The 23,417-nt window shown below is 67.3% G+C and carries 16 protein-coding genes; 10 read left to right on the forward strand and 6 right to left on the reverse strand.

Going from position 1 to position 23,417, the window contains the following annotated elements; translation table 11 throughout:
• Positions 1 to 257: 257 nt before the first annotated feature.
• From SPI01S_RS00120 to SPI01S_RS00150, 7 genes are all read left to right on the forward strand, one after another.
• Positions 258 to 2,198, forward strand: coding sequence for a TonB-dependent receptor (locus SPI01S_RS00120; RefSeq protein ID WP_245653403.1), 1,941 nt, complete (start codon positions 258 to 260; stop codon positions 2,196 to 2,198).
• A gap of 2 nt (positions 2,199 to 2,200) precedes the next feature.
• Positions 2,201 to 2,734 carry a MotA/TolQ/ExbB proton channel family protein gene (locus tag SPI01S_RS00125; RefSeq protein WP_066716368.1) on the forward strand — a complete coding sequence of 178 codons (534 nt, stop codon included), beginning with the start codon at positions 2,201 to 2,203 and terminating at the stop codon, positions 2,732 to 2,734.
• On the forward strand, positions 2,731 to 3,105 hold the full coding sequence (locus SPI01S_RS00130; protein WP_066716371.1) for a DUF2149 domain-containing protein: 375 nt from the start codon (positions 2,731 to 2,733) through the stop codon (positions 3,103 to 3,105). Before SPI01S_RS00125 ends, SPI01S_RS00130 begins: the two co-directional genes overlap by 4 nt.
• The gene (locus SPI01S_RS00135) at positions 3,102 to 6,857 is read left to right on the forward strand and encodes a cobaltochelatase subunit CobN (protein WP_084253189.1); all 3,756 of its coding nucleotides are present in this window, start codon (positions 3,102 to 3,104) and stop codon (positions 6,855 to 6,857) included. The genes SPI01S_RS00130 and SPI01S_RS00135 overlap by 4 nt, the downstream gene beginning before the upstream one ends.
• Positions 6,858 to 7,281: 424 nt before the next feature.
• The gene (locus tag SPI01S_RS00140; RefSeq protein WP_066716374.1) at positions 7,282 to 8,502 is read left to right on the forward strand and encodes an NADP-dependent isocitrate dehydrogenase; all 1,221 of its coding nucleotides are present in this window, start codon (positions 7,282 to 7,284) and stop codon (positions 8,500 to 8,502) included.
• Positions 8,503 to 8,685: 183 nt separating this feature from the next.
• The gene (locus SPI01S_RS00145) at positions 8,686 to 10,479 is read left to right on the forward strand and encodes a cation:proton antiporter domain-containing protein (RefSeq protein ID WP_066716376.1); all 1,794 of its coding nucleotides are present in this window, start codon (positions 8,686 to 8,688) and stop codon (positions 10,477 to 10,479) included.
• Positions 10,479 to 10,994 (forward strand): hypothetical protein, encoded by a 516-nt coding sequence (locus tag SPI01S_RS00150; RefSeq protein ID WP_066716378.1) that lies wholly within the window; start codon positions 10,479 to 10,481, stop codon positions 10,992 to 10,994. The genes SPI01S_RS00145 and SPI01S_RS00150 overlap by 1 nt, the downstream gene beginning before the upstream one ends.
• Before the next feature lie 9 nt (positions 10,995 to 11,003).
• On the opposite strand, the gene alaS is transcribed toward SPI01S_RS00150, so the two are convergent.
• Positions 11,004 to 13,655, reverse strand: a complete 2,652-nt coding sequence (alaS, locus tag SPI01S_RS00155; protein ID WP_066716380.1) for an alanine--tRNA ligase — start codon at positions 13,653 to 13,655, stop codon at positions 11,004 to 11,006.
• Positions 13,656 to 13,730: 75 nt separating this feature from the next.
• Positions 13,731 to 14,987, reverse strand: a complete 1,257-nt coding sequence (locus SPI01S_RS00160; RefSeq protein ID WP_245653404.1) for a M24 family metallopeptidase — start codon at positions 14,985 to 14,987, stop codon at positions 13,731 to 13,733.
• A gap of 98 nt (positions 14,988 to 15,085) precedes the next feature.
• Between SPI01S_RS00160 and SPI01S_RS00165 the strand changes: the two genes are divergently transcribed.
• A complete protein-coding gene (locus SPI01S_RS00165; protein ID WP_245653405.1) occupies positions 15,086 to 16,711 on the forward strand; it encodes a tetratricopeptide repeat protein in 1,626 nt (541 codons plus the stop codon).
• A 66-nt stretch (positions 16,712 to 16,777) separates the two neighbouring features.
• Positions 16,778 to 18,100 (forward strand): dicarboxylate/amino acid:cation symporter, encoded by a 1,323-nt coding sequence (locus SPI01S_RS00170; protein ID WP_066716392.1) that lies wholly within the window; start codon positions 16,778 to 16,780, stop codon positions 18,098 to 18,100.
• Positions 18,101 to 18,115: 15 nt separating this feature from the next.
• Here the strand turns inward: SPI01S_RS00170 and SPI01S_RS00175 are convergent, their stop codons facing one another.
• From SPI01S_RS00175 to recA, 4 genes are all read right to left on the reverse strand, one after another.
• Positions 18,116 to 18,742 carry a glutathione S-transferase family protein gene (locus tag SPI01S_RS00175; RefSeq protein ID WP_066716395.1) on the reverse strand — a complete coding sequence of 209 codons (627 nt, stop codon included), beginning with the start codon at positions 18,740 to 18,742 and terminating at the stop codon, positions 18,116 to 18,118.
• Between the two features lie 95 nt (positions 18,743 to 18,837).
• A complete protein-coding gene (locus tag SPI01S_RS00180; protein ID WP_066716397.1) occupies positions 18,838 to 20,925 on the reverse strand; it encodes a catalase in 2,088 nt (695 codons plus the stop codon).
• A 42-nt stretch (positions 20,926 to 20,967) separates the two neighbouring features.
• A complete protein-coding gene (locus SPI01S_RS00185) occupies positions 20,968 to 21,261 on the reverse strand; it encodes a hypothetical protein (protein ID WP_245653406.1) in 294 nt (97 codons plus the stop codon).
• Positions 21,262 to 21,391: 130 nt separating this feature from the next.
• A complete protein-coding gene (recA, locus tag SPI01S_RS00190; protein WP_066716402.1) occupies positions 21,392 to 22,462 on the reverse strand; it encodes a recombinase RecA in 1,071 nt (356 codons plus the stop codon).
• A gap of 139 nt (positions 22,463 to 22,601) precedes the next feature.
• Between recA and SPI01S_RS00195 the strand changes: the two genes are divergently transcribed.
• Positions 22,602 to 23,321 carry an MOSC domain-containing protein gene (locus tag SPI01S_RS00195; RefSeq protein WP_066716404.1) on the forward strand — a complete coding sequence of 240 codons (720 nt, stop codon included), beginning with the start codon at positions 22,602 to 22,604 and terminating at the stop codon, positions 23,319 to 23,321.
• The last annotated feature ends 96 nt before the right edge of the window (positions 23,322 to 23,417 follow it).

The raw sequence follows: 23,417 nt of genomic DNA on the forward strand, positions 1-23,417 counted from the left end.
ATAGTCGCAGAGGCAAGCCATTGCACACCGGTGGAGATCCCGGCGGCTGTCGAGGTTTGAGTCGGTCATGGAAGCGCCCCCCAATAGTTGCATATTGTTATGTTATAACGTATCTCAAAACCCGAATCACATATAATCGGGGGAACGCTTTGATCTCGAATTTGCTGAGCTCCCGGCTCGCCGCCGGGGCAATTTTGCTGTTGCCTTTCGCTGCTGACGCACAGACGACTGAAGTTCCGAATGCCGGGGCCGACCTGGTGGTTACGGCCAGCCGCACGGCCGAACGCCGCGCGGATGTGGCTTCCTCGGTGGAGGTGGTCACTGCCGACAGGCTGGCCAACACGGTCGGCCTCAGCTTCCTCGATCAGATCAAGAAGACCGCCAGCGTCGACGTGATCCAATATCCCAACGGCCTTGGCGGCATCGGCCTGCGCGGGCTGCGGCCAAACTTCGAGTTCACGATCAATCCGCAGGTGCTGGTGCTGGTCGATGGCCGCCCGTCGGGGTCGACCAGCTTCACCACCATTTCGCCCGAAAGCATCGCCCGCGTGGAAGTGCTGAAAGGCCCCGCCTCGGCGCTGTACGGCGCATCGGCGGTCGGCGGCGTCGTAAGCATCATCACCCAGCGTTCGTCTGGACCGCTGCACGGACAGTTCACCGTGGGCGGCGGCTCCTTTTCTACCATCCGATCCGGCGTGACCCTCGGCGGCGACCTGGCCCACGGCGTCGATTTCGACCTCGACCTCGGCTATGTAAACCAGGGCAGCAACTTCCGCATCGGCGGCGGCGCCGAACAGGCCAATAGCACGGCCAGCCGCGGCTCCGGGCGCTTTCGCGTCGGCAGCACCCTGTCTTCGATCGTCCGGATCGATGCGAGCGTCGATTTCGCCAGCCTCGACAATGACTCGCCCGGCCCGCAGTCGTATACTCCCAAGACGCCGTCGGCGAACCAGACCGATCGCGTGACCGGCGACCTGCGCCTGAAGCTGACCCCCGCAGACCACGACATCCTGCTCACCGGCTATGCCTCGCGGGAGAACTACGACTATTACACCGTTCCGCTTGCGGCGGCCCGCTATGTGTCGAGCACCACTCTTACCACCTATCGTGGTGGCCAGGTGCAGGATAGCTGGCAGATCGACCCGGCGGTGCGGCTAACCTATGGCGGCGAATGGCAGCGCATCGAAGCCACCCGCACCTCCTTCGCGGCGAGCGGAACCGGCAAGGCGCCCTCTTCGCCGAACGAGAGCCGGGATACCAAGGCCGCCTTTGCCGAAGCCGGGCTGACGCTGCTGGACGGCCGGGTGCTGCTGACGGGAGGCGGGCGGTATGACCGAATTACGGTCAAGACCTACCCGACGCCGTTCAAGACCAACTTCACGCCGGGCACCGCGACATTCGACGTGTTCAACCCGCGCGGCGGCGCGGTCTTCGTCCTCACGCCGGCACTGCGGCTGCACGGTACGATCGGCACGGCGTTCGTGCCGCCCCAAGCCATTCAGCTGGCCGGCGAGAGCGAGGAGTTTGCCGGCAAGCAGCGGCGCGTGACTCGCGGCGCGAGCGGACTTCAGCCCGAACGCAACACCACCTGGGACGCCGGCATCCGGTATGCGAGCGGGCCGGTCTTCGCGGACATCACCTATTTCCATGCTCGCACACGCAACCGGATCACGACGAAGGTCGTGTCGGAGACCGCAACGCTGCGCGAAACCAGCTACTTCAACGCCGATCGATCGCGGATGGAAGGAATCGAGGGCCAGATCGGCCTGGATGCAGGCACCGTGCTGGGCCTCGCGCCGCACCGCGTGATGCTGGACAGCAGCGTGACGCACATGCTGCACGCCGAGGACATCAACGCCGGAGTAAGCACCGCGATCGCGAACGTCGCCGAGTGGAAGGCAACCGGCTCGCTCACTCTGTCCGACGGACGCGCGCTGTCCGCTACCGCAACGGTGCGCTTCAATGGCGACCGGGTGGATAGCGACAACAGCCAGGGGCGGATCTTCACCAACGGGCTGGGCGGCCGGTTCACCCTGCCCCATTTCACCACGGCGGACTTCAGCACGCGCTGGCAGGCGACGCCGAAGAACGGCTTCCGCCTGGAAGTGGCCAATGCCTTCGACGTCAAATATTACGAGAAGGCGGATTACTGGATGCCGGGGCGCACGGTGTATTTCCGCTACGTCCGGACGCTTTGACGATGTGGGCGAAGGAAGCGCTGGGCGCGATCGCCGAGCTGCTGTTTCAGCCGGTGGTGTTCGGCCTAATCGGCATCAGCGGATGGACCGCGATCGCAACCGGCCTGTTCCTGCGCAGCCTGATCGATCGCCTGCGCGGACGCCGCCCGGCGCGCGACCGCTATAGGGCGGCGATCGACCAGGCGCTGACCGGCGACCCGGATGCGGATGAACTGACGATCGAAGAAATCGTCGCACGGGCCGAGGGGGACTCGGCCCGTGCCTTAAACGCCATCCGCTTCGTCATCCGCATCGGTCCGTCGCTGGGCCTGATGGGCACGTTGATCCCGATGGCGACGGCCTTGTCCGGCCTTGCCCGCGGCGACCTCCAGCTGCTCGCCGCCAACATGGTCATCGCCTTTTCCAGCACCGTCGTCGGCCTGGCGGTGGGCGTCGTCGCCTATCTGCTGGCGATGGTGCGGGAAGGCTGGGCACGCGCCGATCTCGACGCCGTCCGCTTCCACGCCGAACGGGTCCTCCGCGCGGAGGAAGCATGAGGCCGTCCCGCCGACCCTTGCGCTTCGCACGCCGGCAGGAGGCGGCAAGCTGGCAGGAAGATCCCCTGTCGGGTGTCGCCAACCTGTTCGACATCAGCCTCGCCTTCATCGTCGCAATGGTGGTGGCGCTGTTTTCGCTCGCCGGCGGTACGTCGTTCCTCGATCCGGCGGCGAACTGGACGATGACCCGCACCGACGCGCAGGGCCACATGGAAATCGTCCAGAAGCAGGGCAAGCAGATCCAGGTGCAGAAGGTCAGCGATCGTCGGCTGAGCGGCAATGGCGACCGGCTGGGTGTCGCCTATCGGCTGCCCGGCGGCAAGATCGTCTACGTGCCGGAAGGGGATAGCGGCCACGGGGCCGCGAAGTGAGCCCGTGGCCCCGGCCGGTACGGCTGCTCCTGGTTCTCACCCTGGCCATCGCCGGCTTCAACGGCACGGCATGGGCACAGGCGCCCAAGCCACGCATCGCCTTCGTTTCCATCCATATCGCCGAGATGCCCACCATCGCCAAGGCCGCTGCGGCGCGACTGCGCGGCGAGGTGCAGGTGGATTTCTTCGGGCTGGGCGGCGGGCTGCTGCCGTCGATCCAGGGGGTCGATCTCGGCAGCTATGACCTGATCCTGCTCGATGCTGCCGGGCCGCGCCTGCTCAACTTCACCGCCCAGATCGAGGCCGCCAAGGCGCGGACGAAAGTGCTGGTGGTCGGCCCCGGCACACCGATCGCCGGCAATATCGATCCCAAGGCCCATCCCGACATTGCCCGCTATTGGAGCAATGCGACGGAGGGCAATTATGCCGGGCTTCTGGCCTATGCGGCGAACCACCTGCTCGCCCATCCGGTCGCGGTGCCGCCCCCGGTGGAATTCCCCCCGCTGGCATTGTGGCACCCCGATGCACCAGCCCCCTTCGCCACCCCCTCCTCCTATCTGGCATGGGAAACGGCGCGCCTACCGGACGCGGCGATCCGCCCCCGGATCGGCATCCTGTTCTACCGCAGCCTGGTGCTGGCCGACAACGCATCGCTGGTCGCAGCGCTCATCCATGAAGTGGAGCGACAGGGCGGGATGCCGGTGCCGGTGTGGCGCGAGGGCGGCGGCGACCGGGCGTCTTCGCTGCTCGGCGATGCCTCCCTCGACGCGCTGATCCTGTGCGCGACCCGGTTCGACTATGCCTCCGCCGAAGCGGGCGTTGCCGAGGCGCAGCGCCTGGGCGTGCCGCCGCTGATGTGCGCGACCGATTATCGCCGCGATGCCGATGCCTGGACCAAAAGCCTGGGGGGCTTCGCGCCCGAAACCACCGGCGAACTCGCGATGAGCGAGCGCGACGGCATCGTCGAGCCGATGGTGGTGGCAGCACGCGCTACGACGGCCGACGGCACCGCAAGCTATCGCCCCATCCCCGGCCAGATCCGCTGGCGGGTTGCCCGCGCGCTCCGCTGGGCCCGACTCCACCGCCTGCCCAATGCGGACAAGCGGATCGTCATAAGCTACCATAACGAAGCGCCAGGTACGGCGGATGTCGGGAGCGATCCTGATTCCTATCTGGACGCGCAGGGCAGCATGGTCGCACTGCTCGAACGGCTGCGGGAGGAAGGCTATGACACCGGCACCGCCCCGCTGCCCGACCGCGCGACGCTCGCCCGCCGCCTCGCCCAGACGGCAACCAATGTCGCGCCGGGCGATCCTGCCACTTTGCGTCAGCGCATCGCGGACGGGGCCATCACCGTGCCGCTGCCCGCCTATCTCTCCTGGTATGCGCGCCTGCCTGCGCCGCTCCGCGCCGATGTCGAGCGCGTCTGGGGGCCGCCGCCGGGTGCGGTGATGGCGGTCCACGGAAAGCTGGTGATCCCGGCGCTGCGCTTCGGCAAGATCGTGCTGGCGGCGCATCCGCTGTGGGGACCGCAGACCGGCGGCAAGGCGCTGGCGCAGATCGGCGCCCTGCCCCCGCACCACCAGTATCTCGCTTTCTATTTCTGGATGCAGGCGATCGAGCGCGCCGACGCCTTCGTGCCGATGTTCACGCAATTGTCGCTGATGCCGGGCAAGCAGGAAGGGCCGGCGGCGGAGGACGCGGTCGGACTGCTGATCGGCGACGTGCCGCATATCCAGCCCCAGCCGCTCCAGGCCAATGGCGGCATCGGCAACAAGCGGCGCACCGAAGCGGTGACGATCGGCTTCATGCCCGAATTCGTCCGCGCCGGACTTTCCCCCGATCTCGCGGCGCTGCGCGCGCTGCTGCATGTCCCGGCTCCGGACGAAGCCGCGATCCGAACGGCGGCGACACGGGCAGGCCTCGCCGGTGCGCTGGGCCTCGATCCGATGCGCGCACCGTTCGCCGCGCTGCGGTCAGCGCTTGCCGCCTATCTACCGGAGACCGAGGCTGCCCCCATTCCGCTGGGCGGGCACATCCTGGGTCAGGCTCCGCCGAGCGACGTGCGGGTAAAGATGGTGCGGGCGATGATCGCGATCGATGGCCCGTTACTCGATATAGACGTGATCGAACGCATCCTGCGCGGCGAGCAGGCGCCGCTGGAAGCGGCGATCCGCGCGCGGGTGGTCGATTTCGGCGCCCGCATCGCCGCAGCACCGCGCGAGATCGACGCGATCATGGGCGCGCTGGTCGGCCGCTACGTCCCGCCCGGCCCGATGCGCGACGCAATCCGCAATCCCGATGCCCTGCCCGCCGGCCGCAATCCCTATACGCTCGACATTCGCGGCGTGCCGACGCCCCAGGCCTGGACGAATGGCCAGCGCCTCGCCGACGCCATGCTGGCCGACTATCGCGCAAAACACGGGCAGCCGCCGCGCAAGGTGGCGTTCGTCCTGTGGTCGAACGAGACCGCCCAGAATGGCGGCACCAACGAAGCGCAGATCCTGCACCTGCTGGGGACGGCACCGATCCGCGACGCACGCGGCACGGTGGTGGACGTGGCGCTGATCGACCGGGCGACGCTCGGCCGCCCGCGCGTGGATGTTCTCGTCACCACATCGGGCACCTATCGCGACCATTTCGGCGAGAAGCTGGCGCTGATCGCCAAGGCCGTGGCGCTGGCGTCCGCAGCCGACGAGCCCGACAATCCCGTCCGCGCCGAAACCATGGCGCGGGCCGCTGCACTGAAAGCCCAGGGCGTGGGCGCGGCGGAAGCCGAAAAGCGAGCACTGCGCCGGATCTTCTCGACGGCGCCCGGCGCCTATTCCCCCTCCACCCAATTCGCCAATCGCGAGGGCTGGAGCAAGGCTCGGCTGAACCAGCTATATCGTGACCGCCTCAGCCATGCCTATGGCGACGATGGCGAAGGCGAGCCCGATGGCGATGCCTTCGTCGCCAACCTCAAACGGGTGGACGCCACCGTGTTCAGCCGCTCGTCCATCGCCTATGGCCTGCTCGATACAACGATGCCGGCCGCCTATCTTGGCGGCCTGTCGATGGCGGTCCGCGCGGAAAGCGGACGCTCCGTCGATGCCTATATCGCCAATGAGCAGGACCCCGGCCATCCCCGCATTGAGACGCTCGATCGCTTCTATGCGCGTGAACGCGACAGCCGCTACCTCAACCCGGAATGGATCCGGGGGATGCAGGCCAGCGGTTATAACGGCGCGCGCTACATGGCCGATCTGGGGGAATCGCTGTCGCTGTGGGAACAGACGCGGCCGGAACTCGTAACCGACCGGGACTGGGAGGCGGTACGCGATGTCTATCTGCGGGATCGCTTCAAGCTGGGCATGGACCGGTTCTTCGCGCGCAACAATCCGGCGGCGCGAATCGCCCTGATCCGGACGATGCTGGACGCAATCGATCGCGGCGACTGGCACGCGGACGCCCCGACCCGCGAGGAACTGGAACGCCTGGACCGTCCAGCGGTGCTGCAACGGGGATCAAAGGGTTCCCAAACCTCAAACGCGCGGAGCCTGCGGAACGGCTCGCCAGGCAGGGGACCGGGCCGAGGCATGACTGCCATGGAGCGCCGTTCCGCCGGAAACCGGATCTCCGGTTATGAGCTGACGACCGCAAATTCGATGCGCACACTATCCGCCACCGATTCACACCAAACCTCCGCTTGGCATCTCGTCGGCATCCTGCTGCTGGCCATCGCAGGATGCGCACTGCGCCCAAGATGGTAGACCTTCTGCCCTCGGAGTAGCCTGCGATAGGGGCCGACCTGGGCAGCCGGGGCAAGTAGGTCAAGCGTGCAGGCCTGTGTCCCGCCCAACCTTTGGGCTCCCTCCCTGCCCATCGGATGGAAAAACATGGTTTGAAAGATGATGGTACTTTTGATGGTATCAAGCACCTCCATAAGAATATTATACTTTTTCTACAGATATATAGATACGTTCCTCGGCATCCGTAGGGGTCACCACGGCTTGCCGGCTCACAGAGCCGCAGCGCGGGTGCTTTAGCGACATCGACGGACCTTTCCACAGCGACGCCCATTGCGCGCACGCCGGCGTTGCTGGGTGCAGACTTTGCCCTTCGCAACCGCTTGATCCCCCCTGCCCTTGCCCCTAGACGCTGCCGGGAACCAACCTGTCTCAGGAAAGCGAGCTTATGGCGAAGATCAAGGTAGCAACGCCCGTCGTGGAGATCGACGGCGACGAAATGACGCGGATCATCTGGGAATGGATCCGCGAGCGCCTGATCCTTCCGTACCTCGACATCGATCTGAAGTATTACGATCTCTCGGTGCAGAAGCGCGACGAGACCAACGACCAGATCACGATCGATTCGGCCAATGCGATCAAGCAGTACGGCGTCGGCGTGAAGTGCGCCACGATCACTCCGGACGAGCAGCGCGTCGAGGAATTCAGCCTCAAGAAGATGTGGAAGTCGCCCAACGGCACGATCCGCAACATCCTGGGCGGCGTGATCTTCCGCGAGCCGATCGTGATCTCGAACGTGCCGCGCCTGATCCCGGGCTGGACCAAGCCGATCGTTGTCGGCCGCCACGCCTTCGGTGACCAGTACAAGGCGACCGATTTCAAGGTGCCCGGCAAGGGCAAGCTGACCATGAAGTGGGAAGGCGAGAACGGCGACACGATCGAGCACGAGGTGTTCGACTTCCCGGCCTCGGGCGTCGCGATGGGCATGTACAATCTCGACGAGTCGATCCGCGACTTCGCACGCGCCTCGATGAACTATGCGCTCGGCCGCAACTGGCCGCTGTACCTGTCGACCAAGAACACGATCCTCAAGGCCTATGACGGCCGCTTCAAGGACATCTTCGCCGAGGTGTTCGAGACCGAGTTCAAGGACCATTACAAGAACGCCGGCATCGTCTACGAGCACCGCCTGATCGACGACATGGTCGCCTCGGCGCTCAAGTGGCACGGCGAGTTCGTCTGGGCCTGCAAGAACTATGACGGCGACGTCCAGTCGGACCAGGTGGCGCAGGGCTTCGGCTCGCTGGGCCTGATGACCTCCGTGCTGATGACCCCGGACGGCAAGACGATCGAGGCGGAAGCGGCGCACGGCACCGTCACCCGCCACTATCGCCAGCACCAGCAGGGCAAGGCGACCTCGACCAACCCGATCGCGTCGATCTTCGCCTGGACCGGCGGCCTGAAGTATCGCGGCAAGTTCGACGGCACCCCCGAGGTGACCCGCTTCGCCGAGACGCTGGAGCGCGTCTGCGTCGAGACCGTCGAGAGCGGCAAGATGACCAAGGATCTGGCGCTGCTGATCGGGCCGGACCAGGCCTGGATGACCACCGAGCAGTTCTTCGAGGCGATCCGCGTCAACCTCGAAACCGCGATGGGCAGCTGGCAGTAAGCCGCCCTCCCCTCAGGAAAGCTACGGAAAAGCCCGCCTCTGGCGGGCTTTTCTACTTGCAAAGCCGGGCCTCGCATCGTCTCTAGGGGACATGACCGAGCGAGCTAAACCCGCCACCGGCCATCGGCCCTTCTTTTCCTTCCAGCCTCTCTGCCCGCATCTCGCCCACCGTCAGGAAACCGCATGCTGAGCCTGTCGAATCACGGCTTCAGCGATACGCTGGTGATCCTGGGCGCGGCGGGCCTCGTCATCCCCGCCTTTGCGCGCTTTCGCATCAGCCCGGTGATCGGGTTCATCCTTGCCGGCCTGGTGGTCGGGCCCTTCGGCCTCGGCAGCCTCGTGGGCCAAGCGCCCTGGCTCTACTACCTCACCATTTCCGACGCGCATTCGATCGAGCCGTTCGCCGAGTTCGGCATCATCCTGCTGCTGTTCTCCATCGGGCTCGAGCTTTCGTTCAAGCGGCTCTGGGCGATGCGCGCGCTGGTGTTCGGCACGGGCGCCGCCGAATTGTTCGGCTCGGGGCTGATCCTCGCGGCGCTCCTGTATCTCACCGGGCTCAGCACCGGCGGCGCGATCGGGCTCGGCCTGGCGCTCGCCCTCTCTTCGACGGCGCTGGTGATCCCGATCGCGGGCACCACCAGCCCGGTCGGCCGCGCCGCCTTCGCGATGCTGCTGTTCGAAGATCTCGCGCTGGTGCCGATCATCTTCGGCCTCGGCGCGATGGCACCCAATCCGGATGGCACCGGCGTCACCAAATTGCTCATGACGCTCGGCATCGGTGCGGCCACCGTGGCTGCGCTGTTCCTCGGGGGCCGCATCGTATTGCCGCGCATGTTCGCGCAGGCTGCACGCACCAAGAGCCCCGAGCTGTTCCTCGCCGCCAGCCTGCTCGTCGTGATCGTCGCCAGCCTCGCCACTACCGCCGCCGGCCTCTCGCCGATCGTCGGCGCGCTGATCGCGGGCCTGCTGATCGCCGAGACCGAATATCACGGCGAGGTCGAAGCCATCACCGCGCCGTTCAAGGGGCTGGCACTCGGCGTGTTCCTGCTCACCGTCGGCATGCAGCTCGACCTCGGCTTCGTCGCCGCGAACTGGGCGGCGTTGCTCGGTGCCAGCCTGATGGTCATGATCGTGAAGGTCGCGGTGACGACCGTGCTGCTGCGCTGGTCCGGTGCCCGCATGGGCACTGCGGCGGAAACCGGCGTGCTGATGGCAAGTCCTTCCGAAACCACGCTGATCGTGCTCGGCGTCGCCGGCGCCGCGGGGCTGATCGCGCCGGGTACGGCGGCCTTCTGGAGTGCGGTCACCGCGATCGGCCTCACCGCCACGCCGCTGCTGGCCAAGGCCGGTCGCGGGGCCGCGCGCAAGATCGAAGGCAAGAACGGTGCGCAGATCGCCGACGAGGATCTCGCGCAGGTGGAGGGCGGCACGGTGGTGATCGGCTTCGGCCGCGTCGGCCGCACCGTCGCCGAGATGCTGCGGCGGCACGACAAGCCCTATGTCGCGGTCGATGCCGATATCGATACCGTGGTGCGCGCGCGCCGCGCCGGCTTCCACGTGTTGTTCGGTGACGTCACCCGCAGCGAGTTGGTCGACCAGCTCCAGCTCGGCCGCGCCCGCGCGCTGGTGCTGACGATGGACGATCCGGTGCTCACCGTGCGGCTGACCAAGCGGGTGCGCGGCTGGGTGCCCGGCCTGCCGATCATCGCCCGCGCCCGCGACGCCGGCCATGCCGCCGAGCTCTATCGCGCTGGCGCGACCGACGCGGTACCCGAGACGCTGGAAAGCTCGCTGCAACTGTCCGAGGCGCTGCTGGTCGATCTCGGCCTCGGCGTCGGTCCGGTGATTGCATCCATCCACGAAAAGCGCGACGAGATGCGTCGCTCGATCAAGGAAGCCGCCGGGCTGCAGCGCGAACCGCGCCTCACCCGCTCCCGCCTGAACGCGAGCCCCGAATCAACCGAGGCCCTATCCTGATGCTGCTTACCCTCGCCCTTGCCCTTCTCGCCCCCGTCCAGGCCGACGCCGCCCCCGATCCGCTGGCACCGGCCAAGGCGGGACGGATCCGCTGCATCGATCCCGATCGTGCTGCCCGGACGTGTGGCACCATTGTTCACTATACCTTGCGCGGTGATGGCGCTTTCGACGCGCAGGTGACCGGCATCGTCAACCGCGAGCCGTTGATCGTGCTGGAATATGCGACGTTCGGGCAAGTGCGCGACGGTGCGGTGTGCAGTCGTATCCGCCCCGCGGACTTCAATGCCGGCAAGCTGACCAGCAACGGCACTGCCTTGAGCCCTGCGCTGGAGACCAACACGCGCGCCAAGCTGCTAGAGGCGCTCCAGCCGCTTGCCGGCCATGAGCGCTGCTACCGTGATTCGGGCGCAGGCGAGCTGACGGTCAACGTGACGATCGACGGCCTGCTCCGCCCGGAGATGAGCCAGTCGGCCATCTGGGTGCTGCCCGAGGACGGCTACGCCCCCGGGCGCTGACCCGCTGGATCAGGCGGCGACGGGCGCTTCCGCCAGCGCCGCCTTCACGGCCGCGAGTGCCTCGGCACCCTTGGTTCCGTCCGGACCGCCGCCCTGCGCCATGTCCGGGCGGCCGCCGCCGCCCTGGCCACCGAGCACGGCCACCGCGACCTTCACCAGATCCACCGCGCTGACGCCGAGTCCCTCGCTCACGCCGACCGCGACCGATGCGCGGCCTTCGTTCACCGCGACCAGGGCAACCACGCCGCTGCCGATCCGCGCCTTGGCCTCGTCGACCGCGCCGCGCAGGGCCTTCGCCTCGAGCCCGTCGAGCACCTGGCCGACGAAGGCGATGCCGTTGACCTGCTCCGGACCCGCCGGGGCAGCCCCTGCCCCGCCGCCGAGCGCCAGCGCCTTCTTGGCCTCGGCCAGCTCACGCTCAAGCTTGCGACGTTCCTCCACCAGCGCCGCGACGCGCGCGGGCACGTCGTCCGGCGCGGTCTTGAGCGCGGCCGCCGCCTCGCGCAGGCGCTCGTCGCGGGCATTGAGCCACAGCCGCGCACCCTCGCCGGTCAGCGCCTCGATCCGGCGGACGCCCGAGGAGACCGCGCTTTCGGAGACGATCTTGAAGATCGCGATATCCCCGGTCGCGTTGACATGGGTGCCGCCGCACAGCTCGACCGAGTAGGACGCGTCCTCGCCCAACCCCATCGAGAGCACGCGGACTTCGTCACCGTATTTCTCGCCGAACAGCGCCATCGCGCCGGCGGCGATCGCGTCATCGGGGGTCATCAGCCGCGTCTCGACCGTGCCGTTGTGGCGGATCTGCGCGTTCACGTCCGCCTCGACCCGTGCGATCTGCTCGGGCGTCAGCGCCGAGGGGTGCGAGAAGTCGAAGCGCAGCCGCTCGGGCGCGACCAGGCTGCCCTTCTGGCTGACATGCCCGCCCAGCCGCTTGCGCAGCGCCGCGTGCAGCAGGTGGGTCGCGGAGTGGTTGGCGCGGACCTGGTCGCGATGCTCGACATCGACCGAAAGGTGGACGGCGTCGCCGACCGCGACTTCGCCGCTCTCGATCTTGGCGTGATGCGCGTGCAACCGGCCGAGCGGCTTGGACGTATCGTCGACCAGCGCCCGCAGCTTGTCGCTGGAGATCACGCCGACGTCGCCCATCTGACCGCCGCTCTCGCCGTAGAACGGCGTCTGGTTGGTGAGGATGGTCACCGTGTCGCCGGCGACCGCCTTCTCCACCCGCGCGCCGTCCTTGACCAGCGCCACCACCTGGCCTTCGCCCTCGGTGCTGACATAGCCGGTGAATTCGGTGCTGCCGAGCTCGTCGGCGAGATCATACCACAGCTCTTCCGACGCCTTCTCGCCCGAGCCCTTCCAGGCGGCGCGGGCGGCGCGCTTCTGCTCGGCCATCGCCGCGTCGAAGCCGGCGCGATCGATGCCGATCTCGTTGGCGCGGAGCGCGTCCTCGGTCAGGTCATAGGGGAAGCCGAAGGTGTCGTAGAGCTTGAACGCAGTGGCGCCCGGCAGCGTGTCGCCGGCCTTCAGCCCCACCGTCGCCTCGTCGAGCAGGCGCAGGCCGTTGGCCAGCGTCTGGCGGAAGCGGGTTTCCTCCTGGAGCAGCGTCGCCTCGATCAGCGGCTGCGCGCGGACGAGTTCCGGGTACGCGGCGCCCATCTCGGCGACCAGCGACGGCACCAGCCGGTGCATCAGCGGATCCTTGGCGCCCAGCAGATGCGCATGGCGCATCGCGCGGCGCATGATGCGGCGGAGCACATAGCCGCGGCCCTCGTTCGCCGGCAGCACGCCGTCCGCGACGAGGAAGCCCGACGAGCGCAGGTGATCGGCGATCACGCGGTGGCTGGCGACCTGGTCGCCGCTGGCCGTGGTGCCGGTCAGCGCCGCCGACTGGTCGATCAAGGCCTTGAACGTGTCGATATCGTAGTTGTTATGGACGCCCTGGAGCACGGCGGCGATGCGCTCCAGCCCCATGCCGGTATCGATGCTCGGCCGCGGCAGATCGCCGACGATCTGGTCGTTTTCCTGCACGAACTGCATGAAGACGAGATTCCAGATCTCGACGAAGCGGTCGCCATCCTCCTCGGGCGAGCCCGGGGGGCCGCCATAGATGTGCTCGCCGTGATCGTAGAAGATTTCCGAGCAGGGGCCGCAGGGACCGTCCGCGCCCATCGCCCAGAAATTGTCCTTGGTCGGGATGCGGATGATCTTGTGATCGGGCAGGCCCGCGATCTTCTTCCAAAGGTCGAACGCCTGGTCGTCGGTGTGGTACACCGTCACGGTCAGCTTCTCGGCCGGAATGCCCCATACCCTGGTGAGGAGCGTCCAGGCGTGGGTGATCGCCTGCTCCTTGAAATAGTCGCCGAACGAGAAATTGCCGAGCATCTCGAAGAAGGTGTGGTGCCGGGCGGTATAGCCGACATTGTCGAGATCGTTATGCTTGCCGCCCGCGCGCACGCACTTCTGGCTGCTCGTCGCGGTGCTGTAGGCGCGCGATTCCAGGCCGGTGAACACGTTCTTGAACGGCACCATGCCCGCATTCACGAACATCAGCGTGGGATCGTTGTGCGGCACCAGCGGCGCGCTGGGGACGCGGGCGTGGCCCTGGCCCTCGAAATAGTCGAGAAACGAGCGGCGGATATCATTGGTCGACGTCATGACGCCGACTTAGGGGCGTGCGGGCGTTCGCTCAAGCGAAACACGTCGATCCGCGTGATCGTTCCGCATTCGCCATCACCCCATCGGCTGGTCGATCGATACCGGCGGGGTCGAGAACCATTTGGGCCCCGCTCCAGTCATGTGGAAGCAATCCTCCAGCCGCACGCCGAAGCTGCCGGGGATGTAGATGCCGGGCTCGTTCGAGAAGCACATGCCGGGCGCGAGCGGCGTCTTCTCGCCGCGGACCAGGTTGACCGGCTCGTGCCCGTCCAGGCCGATGCCGTGGCCGGTGCGGTGCGACAGGCCCGGCAGCTTGTAGTCCGGACCGTAGCCGAGCGACGCGTAATAGCCGCGCACCGCATCGTCGACGCTGCCGGCCGGCGCGCCGAGCTTCGCGGCGGCGAACGCGACCTGCTGGCCCTTCGCCACCGCGTCCCACACCTTGCGCTGCCGCGCGGTCGCGCTGCCATGGACGAAGGTGCGCGATACGTCGGACTGGTAGCCCATCACGTTGCAGCCGCAGTCCATCAGCACGATCGCGCCGTCGCTCACCGGCGAGGGCGTCTTAGTCCCGTGCGGATAGGCCGCGCCCTCGCCCACCAGCACCATGCTGAATTCGGGATCGCCGCCCAGCTTGCGCGTCGCCGCATCCATCAGCGCCGAGACGTCGCGCTGGCGCATGCCCTTTCCTACGCGTTCATAAACAAAGCGATAGGCGGCAATGGTGATATCGGTTGCGAGCTGCATCAGCGCGAGCTCGGCTGGGCTCTTGATCATCCGGCAACCGCGCACGATCCTGTTGGCCGAAGTTACCCGCAGCCCGTTCTTCTGCAGCCCGTCAACCGCGAAGAAGCGCACCGTCTCCTCGATCCCGACCGGCAACGCCGCCAGCTTGCGATCCTTGAGGAAGCCGGCGACCAGCTTCAGCGGATCCTCGTCCTCCTGCCACACCCGCACCTCGGCGGGGATCGCCAGCGTCTCACGGGTGCGCGGCTCCTCGAAGAACGGCGTGACGATGCACTGCTCGCCCTCCGCCGGCAGGATCGCCGCGGTCAGCCGCTCGCTGCGACCCCAGCGGATGCCGGTGAAGTAGACAAGGCTCGCCCCCGGCTCGATCAGTACCGCGCCGATACCGTGCGCCTGCATCAGCGCCTGTGCCCTGGCCAGCCGCGCGCGACGCTCCTCCTGGCCGATCGGGCGGGCAGCGCCAGTCATGTCCTGCAACTGTGCAAGGTCGGGCTCCGCCGCGCGGACGATGGCCGGAGCGCTCAGCAGCGGCAGCGCTGCCATCGTCCCCAGCAGGTTACGCCGCGTCATTCCCAAAGCCGTCATCCTGCGCCCCTCGCCTTTCGTCCTCACAGCCGATCGGGTAGGATGAAGCAGGGGCAGACGGCAAGGGTTTCGCGTCCGCCGCTACGGGGGCCTACATCATGCGCGTTCTTGCCATCGCACCTGCATTGCTATTGCTCGGCGCCGCGCTGCCGCCGCCGGGGGGTGCAGCGCGTCTTCCCTTCAGCCCGCACTGGTGCGGCGATGCGGCGGAAACCGGCGATCGGCCGGCGATCCTCAGCGGCTATGGCCAGGGCGGTTTCCAGATCCGCACCGGCAATGCGGAGGCGCAGGCCTTTTTCAACAACGGCATGCAGCTTGCCCACGCCTTCGCCCACAAGCCGGCGATCGCGGCGATGCAGGAATCGCGGCGGCTGGATCCCCATTGCGCGATGTGCAGCTGGGGCGAGGCCTATGCGGCGGGCCCCACCATCAACTATCCGATCGACGAGGCCGAACGGAAGCGACTGGCCGAAGTGACCGCCAACGCCGAGCGCCTCGCCGCCGATGGCCCGGAAAAGGAACGCCGGCTGATTGCGGCGATGAAGCTGCGCTATGCCGGAGACGCCAAGCAGGGGAACAAGGCCTTCGCCGATGCGATGGACGCGCTCGCCCGCCGCTACGCCGACGATGATGTGATCGCGGTGGTCGCCTCGGATGCGCTGCTGATCGCGTCGGACGCCAGGCCAGACCAGATGGCGCGCCCCGTGGCGCTGCTGGAGACGGTGCTCCGGCGCAATCCCGACTATGCACCCGCGATCCATTTCTACATCCACGCGACGGAGATCGCCGGCTTCCCCGCGCGTGCCGAGCCCTATGCCAACCGATTGGCCAGCATCGCGCCGGCCGCCAGCCATCTCGTCCACATGCCCTCGCACACCTATTACTGGGTCGGCCGGTACGAGGATGCGGCGGCCGCGAACCTGAAGGCAGTAGAACTGGGCTTCGCCAATGCCCGCCGGCTGAAGCTGGCAGAACCGGACGGGGTGTGGACGCTCGCCTATCACGGCCACAACGTGCAGTTCGGCATCGGCGGTGCGCTGATGGCAGGCCATGCGGTACGCGGGCTGGCGATCGCCCGGCCGCTGGTGGCGATGGGCGGTCGCGCGCGCAAGCTCGATTCGTTCCAGCAGGTGGTGCTTAGCCAAGGCTATATCGCTGTCGCGCGCTTCGCCCCGCTTGCCGAGGCGCTTGCAATCGCCGCGCCGCCGAAGGACGCGACCATCGCCCAGGCCTTCTGGCATTATGCGCGCGGCGAGGCCTATGCGCTTGCAGGCGATCGTGCCGCAGTGGCGGCGGAAGCACGGGCACTGCCCGGCAGGGTCAAGCACGATCCGCTGGGCGGCAGCGCCACGGCGGCGATACGGCTTGCGCGTCTGGTGCTGGAGGGCCGCGCCGCGATGCTCGACAACCGCCCGGATCGCGCCGCCAAGGCCTTTGCCCGCGCCGCCGCGATCGAGGAAGCCAAGCCGCTCGCCGAATGGACCGATCCGCCGCTCTGGTGGTATCCGGTGCGCCGCGACCTCGCCGCGGCATTGCTGGCCCAGGGCAAGGCCAAAGAGGCGCTTGCCGAAATCGAGGCGTCGCTGCGCCATCGCCCGCTGGATCCGGTGGCGCTGGCGACGCGCAGCCAGATCCATGCGAAGCTCGGCAATGCGAGCGCAGCCAGGGACGACCGCGTGGTGGCTTTGGCGCGCTGGCGGGGGACAGCCGCCAGGCTCGGCTGATCCACCGGGCTTGACCCGGGGCCAACAATCCCCTTCCCTCCCGCGACGATTCTTCGGGGAGCAAAAGTGGGTAAACGACTAACCTGGTTCATCCTGGCGGCGCTGCTGCTGGGCGGACTGATCGGCTGGGGCCTCAACCTCGGCTATGGGGGCACGGACGACGGCAAGGCGACGCTGGAGCGGATCGCCTATGGTCTCGACATCCCCACCCAGATGTTCCTCCATCTGATCAAGATGATCATTGCGCCGCTGGTCGTCTCCACGCTGGTCGTCGGCATCGCCCATATGGGCGGCGGCGGCGCGATCGGGCGCGTCGGTCTGAAGGCGTTCCTGTGGTTCGTCTGCGCCAGCCTGGTGTCCCTGACCCTCGGCCTGCTGCTCGTCAACCTGCTCCATCCGGGCACCGGGCTGCACCTGCCGCTGCCGCCGGCCAACGCCTCGAGCGGCGTCGACCGCACGGCCTTCGATGCTGCCAAGTTCTTCACCCATATCGTGCCGACCAGCGCGATTGATGCGATGGCGAGCAACGACATCCTCCAGCTGGTGATCTTCTCGCTGTTCTTCGGCGTCGGCATGGCGGCGGTGGGCGACAAGGCCAAGCCGCTGCTGCGCGGGCTGGAAGCGCTCGTCTCGGTGATGCTGACCGTCACCGGCTATGTGATGCTGTTCGCACCCGTCGCGGTGTTCTGCGCCGTCGCGCGGACGCTGGCGACCAAGGGGCTGGGCGTGGTCGGCGACCTCGCCTTCTTCATGGGCAGCTTCTATCTCGGCCTCGCCGCTTTGTGGACGGTATTGCTCGGCGCCTGCTTCCTGGTGATCGGCCCGCGCACCGGCCTGCTGTTCCGCTATCTCCGCGACCCGATCCTGCTCGGCTTCTCGACCGCCTCGTCCGAGGCCGCCTATCCGCGCACGCTCGACGCGCTCGATCGGTTCGGGGTGCCGCCGCGCATCGCCAGCTTCGTGCTGCCGCTCGGCTATTCGTTCAATCTCGACGGCTCGATGATGTACATGACGTTCGCGTCGATCTTCATCGCGCAGGCCTATGGCATCCATCTCGACTGGGCGACGATGATCCAGATGCTGCTGATCCTGATGGTCACCAGCAAGGGCATCGCCGGGGTGCCGCGCGCCAGCCTGGTGGTGATCACCGGCACGCTCGCGCACTTCAACATCCCCGAGGCGGGGGTGCTGCTGATCCTCGCGGTCGACCATTTCCTCGACATGGGGCGCACGGCGACCAACGTCGTCGGCAATGCCGTGGCGGCGGCGGTGGTCGCGCGCTGGGAAGGCAAGCTCGACGCGCCCGACGAAGCAGAGCCGGACGTGCGGCCGCTCCCCGCTGGGGGGCCGCACGATGCCAGCAAGTTCGAGGATTATGCCGGGAGCTGAGCGCTCCCGGCGGCATCACGCATAGGCATAGGGCCCGCCTGCCTTCAGCGCGCGCTGATAGGCCGGGCGGGCGTGGATCTTCTCCAGGAACGCGGCGATGTGCGGGCGGCCTTCCAGGATCCCCGCGCGCTTGACGGCGGCTTCGATCGGGAAGCTCATCATCACGTCCGCGGCGGTGAAGTGTTCGCCGGCGAACCAGGGCCGGCTGGCGAGCTCGGCCTCGACATAGTCGAAATGCACCTCCGCCATCGGGCGGAACTTCTTGAGGCCCAGCTTGCCGAAGAACGGCACGCGGGCCAGCACCAGCATCACCAGCAGCGGCGGCATCAGCGAGCCCTCGGCATAATGCAGGAAGTGGCGGTAGCGCAGCGCATCTTCCCGGTTCGCGGGCGCGCCCAGCTTCCCCTCCGCCTTGTCGACCAGATATTGCAGGATCGCGCCGGTTTCGGCGACCACGGTCCCGCCGTCCTCGATGACCGGCGACTTGCCGAGGGGGTGGACTTGGCGGAGCTCGGGCGGGGCGAGCATGGTCGCCTTGTTCCGCTCGTAGCGCTTCACCTCGTAGGGAAGCCCGAGTTCTTCGAGCAGCCAGAGCACGCGCTGCGAGCGCGAATTTTCGAGATGATGGACGATGATGGTCAAGAGCCCCTCCGATCGGCGCGGCGGTCTCGCCGCTGTCTGCACAGGCCTGCAGCTTGCGCGACGGCGGACCGCCGCGCAAGCTGGGCGGGTGCCGTTCAGGCGAGCGTGCGCACGTTCGGCTCGCGGTCCCAATAGCGGCGCTTTGCGGCTTCGACGAAGCCCTCGAGGTCGGTGACGCCCTCGTCGGGCTCCACGCCCGCCTTGTCGAGTAGCGGCTGCGCGGCGGCATTGGCGCCGATCGCCTTGAGGTGCCCGAACGCGTCCATCACCCACTGTACCGCGGCGCCTTCCTTGACGAGCTTGGCCGCGGCCTCATCCGAGAGGATCACCGCGCAGGCATCCACCGTCACCGAGGGCTGGCCAAAGAGCTGGGCATCGGCGGCGACCTTCGATCCGTCCGACAAGGGCACGTTGCCCACCTTCGGCGCGATCGTCAGCACGTTGCCGCCGGCCGCCTTCACCGCGCCCTTCAGCGCGGCGAGTTCGCCGGCATCGGTGCCGTCGGCGAACAGGATGCCGACGGTGCGGCCCTCCAGCGTGTGGATTTCGCGCGAGCCGCGGATGATCCGCAGCGCCGGCGATGGCTCCATGTCGAGCACGGGCGCGGCCGTGGGGGACGCGTCCGGCAGGTCCATCGCCAGCCCGTCGGCGACGCGCTGGGCCAGCGTCTCGTCGACGTTGCGCAGGTTCGCCATCATCTGGATGCGAATATGGTCGAGGCTGACCTTCGACAGCTCGAACACCAGCGCCGAGGCGATATGCGCCTGCTCGGCCGGGTCCATCGAGCGGAAGAACAGACGCGCCTGGCTATAGTGATCGGCGAAGCTTTCCGGCCGGATCCGGAGCTTCTCGCCCTGCTCCTCGGAGGGGAAGGTCTTGTAGCCCTTCTCCGGGTCCTCGCGCGCGCCGCCCTCCTCGCCGGCCCTGGCGAGGCTGTTCGGCTCGTAATTGGCGCGGCCCTTCGGCACCGCCATCTGCATATGGCCGTCGCGCTGCTGGTTCAGGAACGGGCAGCCCGCCGCCTCGGTACGGCCCTTGGCGGCGTTGATCGGCAACTGGTGGAAATTGACCGAGCCGAGCCGCGACAGCTGCGTGTCGGTATAGCTGAACAGCCGACCCTGAAGCAGCGGATCGTTGCTGAAGCCGATGCCGGGCACGACATGGCTCGGCACGAACGCCGCCTGTTCGGTCTCGGCGAAGAAATTGTCGGGATAGCGATCGAGCACCATCCGGCCGACGATCCGCACCGGCAGCACTTCCTCCGGGATCAGCTTGGTCGCGTCGAGCACGTCATAGGGCTGCGCGTTGGCGAAATCCTCGTCGAACAGCTGCACGCCGAGCTCCCAGGTCGGATAATCGCCGCGGTCGATCCGTTCGAAGAGGTCGCGGCGCTGGAAATCGGGGTCGGCGCCGGCGATCTTGACCGTCTCGTCCCAGATCGTCGAGGCGAGGCCCGCCTTGGGTTTCCAGTGGAACTTGACGAAGGTGCTCTTGCCCTCGGCGTCGATCAGCCGGAAGGTGTGGACGCCGAAGCCCTCCATCGTCGCGAAGCTGCGCGGCAGCGTGCGGTCCGACATTGCCCACATGATCATGTGGGTCGATTCGGGCATCAGGCTGATGAAATCCCAGAAGGTGTCGTGCGCGGTCGCCGCCTGCGGGTAGCCGCGATCGGCCTCCATCTTGGCGGCGTGGATAAGGTCCGGGAACTTGATCGCGTCCTGGATGAAGAAGACGGGAATGTTGTTGCCGACGAGATCCCAATTGCCCTCGCGGGTATAGAATTTCACCGCGAAGCCGCGCACGTCGCGCGGCGTGTCGACCGATCCGGCACCGCCCGCGACGGTGGAGAAGCGGACGAACACCTCGGTGCGCTGGCCCTTCTTCTGGAACAGATCGGCAATGGTGACGTCAGCGAGGCTGTCGGTGACCTCGAAATAGCCGTGCGCGGCCGAGCCGCGGGCATGGACGATCCGTTCGGGAATGCGCTCGTGATCGAAGTGGTTCATCTTCTCGCGGAAGACTTCGTCCTCGATCAGCACCGGGCCGCGGGCGCCGGCCTTCAGCTGGTTCTGGTTGTCGCTGATCGGCGTCCCGTGGTTCGTGGTGAGCACCGGATGCTTGGCATCGGTCACCTGATGCGTCTCGCCACCGGCGGAGGCGTTACGGTCGTTCTGATCTGTCATGGGGCATCCTCGCAAGCGTACGAGGAGTGAACGACCCGCGGATCAGGCAGTTGCGCTAGGTTTGTGACCCAAGTCAATTTCTCGCGCGGTGTCGCTGCTTCCCGTAGCAGCGGCGATCAGTGCCAGGAGCGGGGCATAATCCGCGGCAGTCAGCGCACCGAAACAGACATACCGACCGCGTCGACCTTCGCCCCGCAGAAGCCCCGAGGGATCGGGCAATCCCGCTCCCTCGGCGAAATGAAGCAGGAGGTTGGGCGGATCGACGACCAGTCGCAGCACCACCGGCCCGCCGGAGCGTGGCGCGTACATAAGGGTCCGCCCCACCGCGCGCATCATGTCCCGCTCCACCGCCGCGGGCCATGCCGATCGCAGCAAGGTCCGAGCGACGACCAGGCGGTTGGCGAGGTCCGCACCAAACGTGACCTCGCACGTCCCGGCGGACCTCGCCGTATCCAAGGTCCGCCGATCAGATATCGTCGTCGGGCTCCGGACCGGCCATCAGCCCTTCGGCGACCTGCTCGGTGCGGCCGCGGATCGCGGCTTCCAGCCGGTTGCAGACCTCCGCATTCTCGCGCAGGAAATTCTTCGAATTCTCGCGCCCCTGGCCGATGCGGATGCTGTCATAGCTGAACCACGCACCTGCCTTCTCGACCAGCCCGGCCTTCACGCCGAGATCGAGGATCTCGCCGATCTTGGAGATGCCCTCGCCGTACATGATGTCGAATTCGACCTGCTTGAACGGCGGCGCGACCTTGTTCTTCACCACCTTGACGCGGGTCGCGTTGCCGATGATCTCGTCGCGGTCCTTGATCTGGCCGGTGCGGCGGATGTCGAGGCGGACCGAGGCGTAGAACTTGAGCGCGTTGCCACCCGTCGTCGTCTCCGGATTGCCGTACATCACGCCGATCTTCATGCGCAGCTGGTTGATGAAGATCACCATGCAGCGCGAGCGGCTGATCGAACCGGTCAGCTTGCGCAGGCTCTGCGACATCAGGCGCGCCTGAAGCCCGACATGGCTGTCACCCATCTCGCCTTCGATTTCGGCGCGCGGCACCAGGGCCGCGACCGAATCGACCACCAGCACGTCGATCGCGTTCGAGCGGACCAGCGTGTCGACGATCTCCAGCGCCTGCTCGCCAGTATCGGGCTGCGAGACGATCAGTTCGTCGATGTTGACGCCCAGCTTCTTGGCATAGACCGGATCGAGCGCATGCTCGGCGTCGACGAACGCAGCCACGCCGCCATTCTTCTGCGCCTCGGCGATCACGTGCAGCGCCAGCGTCGTCTTGCCCGAGCTTTCCGGACCATAGACTTCGATCACGCGGCCGCGCGGCAGCCCGCCGACGCCGAGCGCGATGTCGAGCCCCAGCGAGCCGGTGGAGATCGCCTCGACCTGCATCGTCTCCTTCGAGCCCAGCCGCATGGCCGACCCCTTGCCGAAGGCGCGGTCGATCTGCGCGAGGGCGGCGTCGAGCGCCTTCTGCTTGTCCGTGGGATTGGCCATATTGCCGTCGATCACCTTGAGAGATGCTGCCATTGGGAAGCCTCGTCGCTAGAGGGTTTGCACGCCGCGTTCAACTGTGTTGACCGCCATGTATTCCATTTGTTCCGTGAGAACAAGAGCGGAACGCCGCAGAAGATTTGCGAGTACGCGTCAGGCTGGCTAGCGATGGGCAATGACCATGATCGTCGGCCACGTCTCCGCCCTCTCCCGTTTCCCGGTGAAATCCATGGCCGGCGAGGCGCTGGCGGTGGCCGAAATGGACTGGCAGGGCATCGAGGGCGACCGCCAATATGCCTTTGTCCGCACGGCGAACGGCACGCGCTTTCCGTGGCTTACCGCGCGCGAAGTGCCGGGCATGGTGTTGCACCGGGCACGCTTCGCCGACGCCGCCGCGCCGAAGACGAGCGCGATCGAGGTAGAGGCACCCGATGGCGGCGTGCGCTCGCTCCACGATGCCGGCTTGCTGGCACATCTGACGGAGGCGGCGCGCGAACCCGTGTCGCTGATCCAGGTGGCGCGCGGCGTCTACGATTCGATGCCGGTCTCGCTCCAGACCAGCGCCGGCCATCGCGCGCTCGAGGCGGCACATGGCGGCCGGATCGACCCGCGCCGCTTCCGCATCAACGTCACGATCGAAAGCGAACTCCTGCCCGAGCAGTGGCAGGGCCTGCGCCTGGCGTTCGGCGACCCGGCCGAGGACGGCGCGATCGTCCAATGCGCCGATCCGATCCAGCGCTGCGTGCTGGTCACCATCGACCCGGATACGGGGGCCAAGGACCCGATGATCCTGCGCACGGTCGCGCAGCGGTTTGCGGCCTGTTACGGCCTCTATTCGGCACCGGCGCGGCCGGGGCTGATCCGGGTAGGCGATCCGGTGCGGGTGTTGGGGTAACCGCTCAAATCGTCATCCCGGCGGAAGCCGGGATCCAGACGCCACTCCGCCCCAGAAATAGCCGCGCCGGCGGCCCCAATGGATTCCGGCTTTCGC

It is taken from the genome of Sphingomonas pituitosa NBRC 102491 (genome assembly GCF_001598435.1).
In the GTDB taxonomy this organism is placed as follows: domain Bacteria; phylum Pseudomonadota; class Alphaproteobacteria; order Sphingomonadales; family Sphingomonadaceae; genus Sphingomonas; species Sphingomonas pituitosa.

Coding starts and splice junctions, on each gene's coding strand:
- SPI01S_RS00160 (WP_245653404.1), bottom strand. CDS start 14,987: ATGACGGCTTTGGGAATGACGCGGCGTAACCTGCTGGGGACGATGGCA.
- SPI01S_RS00180 (WP_066716397.1), bottom strand. CDS start 20,925: ATGACAGATCAGAACGACCGTAACGCCTCCGCCGGTGGCGAGACGCAT.
- SPI01S_RS00165 (WP_245653405.1), top strand. CDS start 15,086: ATGCGCGTTCTTGCCATCGCACCTGCATTGCTATTGCTCGGCGCCGCG.
- alaS (WP_066716380.1), bottom strand. CDS start 13,655: ATGACGTCGACCAATGATATCCGCCGCTCGTTTCTCGACTATTTCGAG.
- SPI01S_RS00195 (WP_066716404.1), top strand. CDS start 22,602: ATGACCATGATCGTCGGCCACGTCTCCGCCCTCTCCCGTTTCCCGGTG.
- SPI01S_RS00125 (WP_066716368.1), top strand. CDS start 2,201: ATGTGGGCGAAGGAAGCGCTGGGCGCGATCGCCGAGCTGCTGTTTCAG.
- SPI01S_RS00140 (WP_066716374.1), top strand. CDS start 7,282: ATGGCGAAGATCAAGGTAGCAACGCCCGTCGTGGAGATCGACGGCGAC.
- SPI01S_RS00150 (WP_066716378.1), top strand. CDS start 10,479: ATGCTGCTTACCCTCGCCCTTGCCCTTCTCGCCCCCGTCCAGGCCGAC.
- SPI01S_RS00185 (WP_245653406.1), bottom strand. CDS start 21,261: ATGATGCGCGCGGTGGGGCGGACCCTTATGTACGCGCCACGCTCCGGC.
- SPI01S_RS00145 (WP_066716376.1), top strand. CDS start 8,686: ATGCTGAGCCTGTCGAATCACGGCTTCAGCGATACGCTGGTGATCCTG.
- SPI01S_RS00130 (WP_066716371.1), top strand. CDS start 2,731: ATGAGGCCGTCCCGCCGACCCTTGCGCTTCGCACGCCGGCAGGAGGCG.
- recA (WP_066716402.1), bottom strand. CDS start 22,462: ATGGCAGCATCTCTCAAGGTGATCGACGGCAATATGGCCAATCCCACG.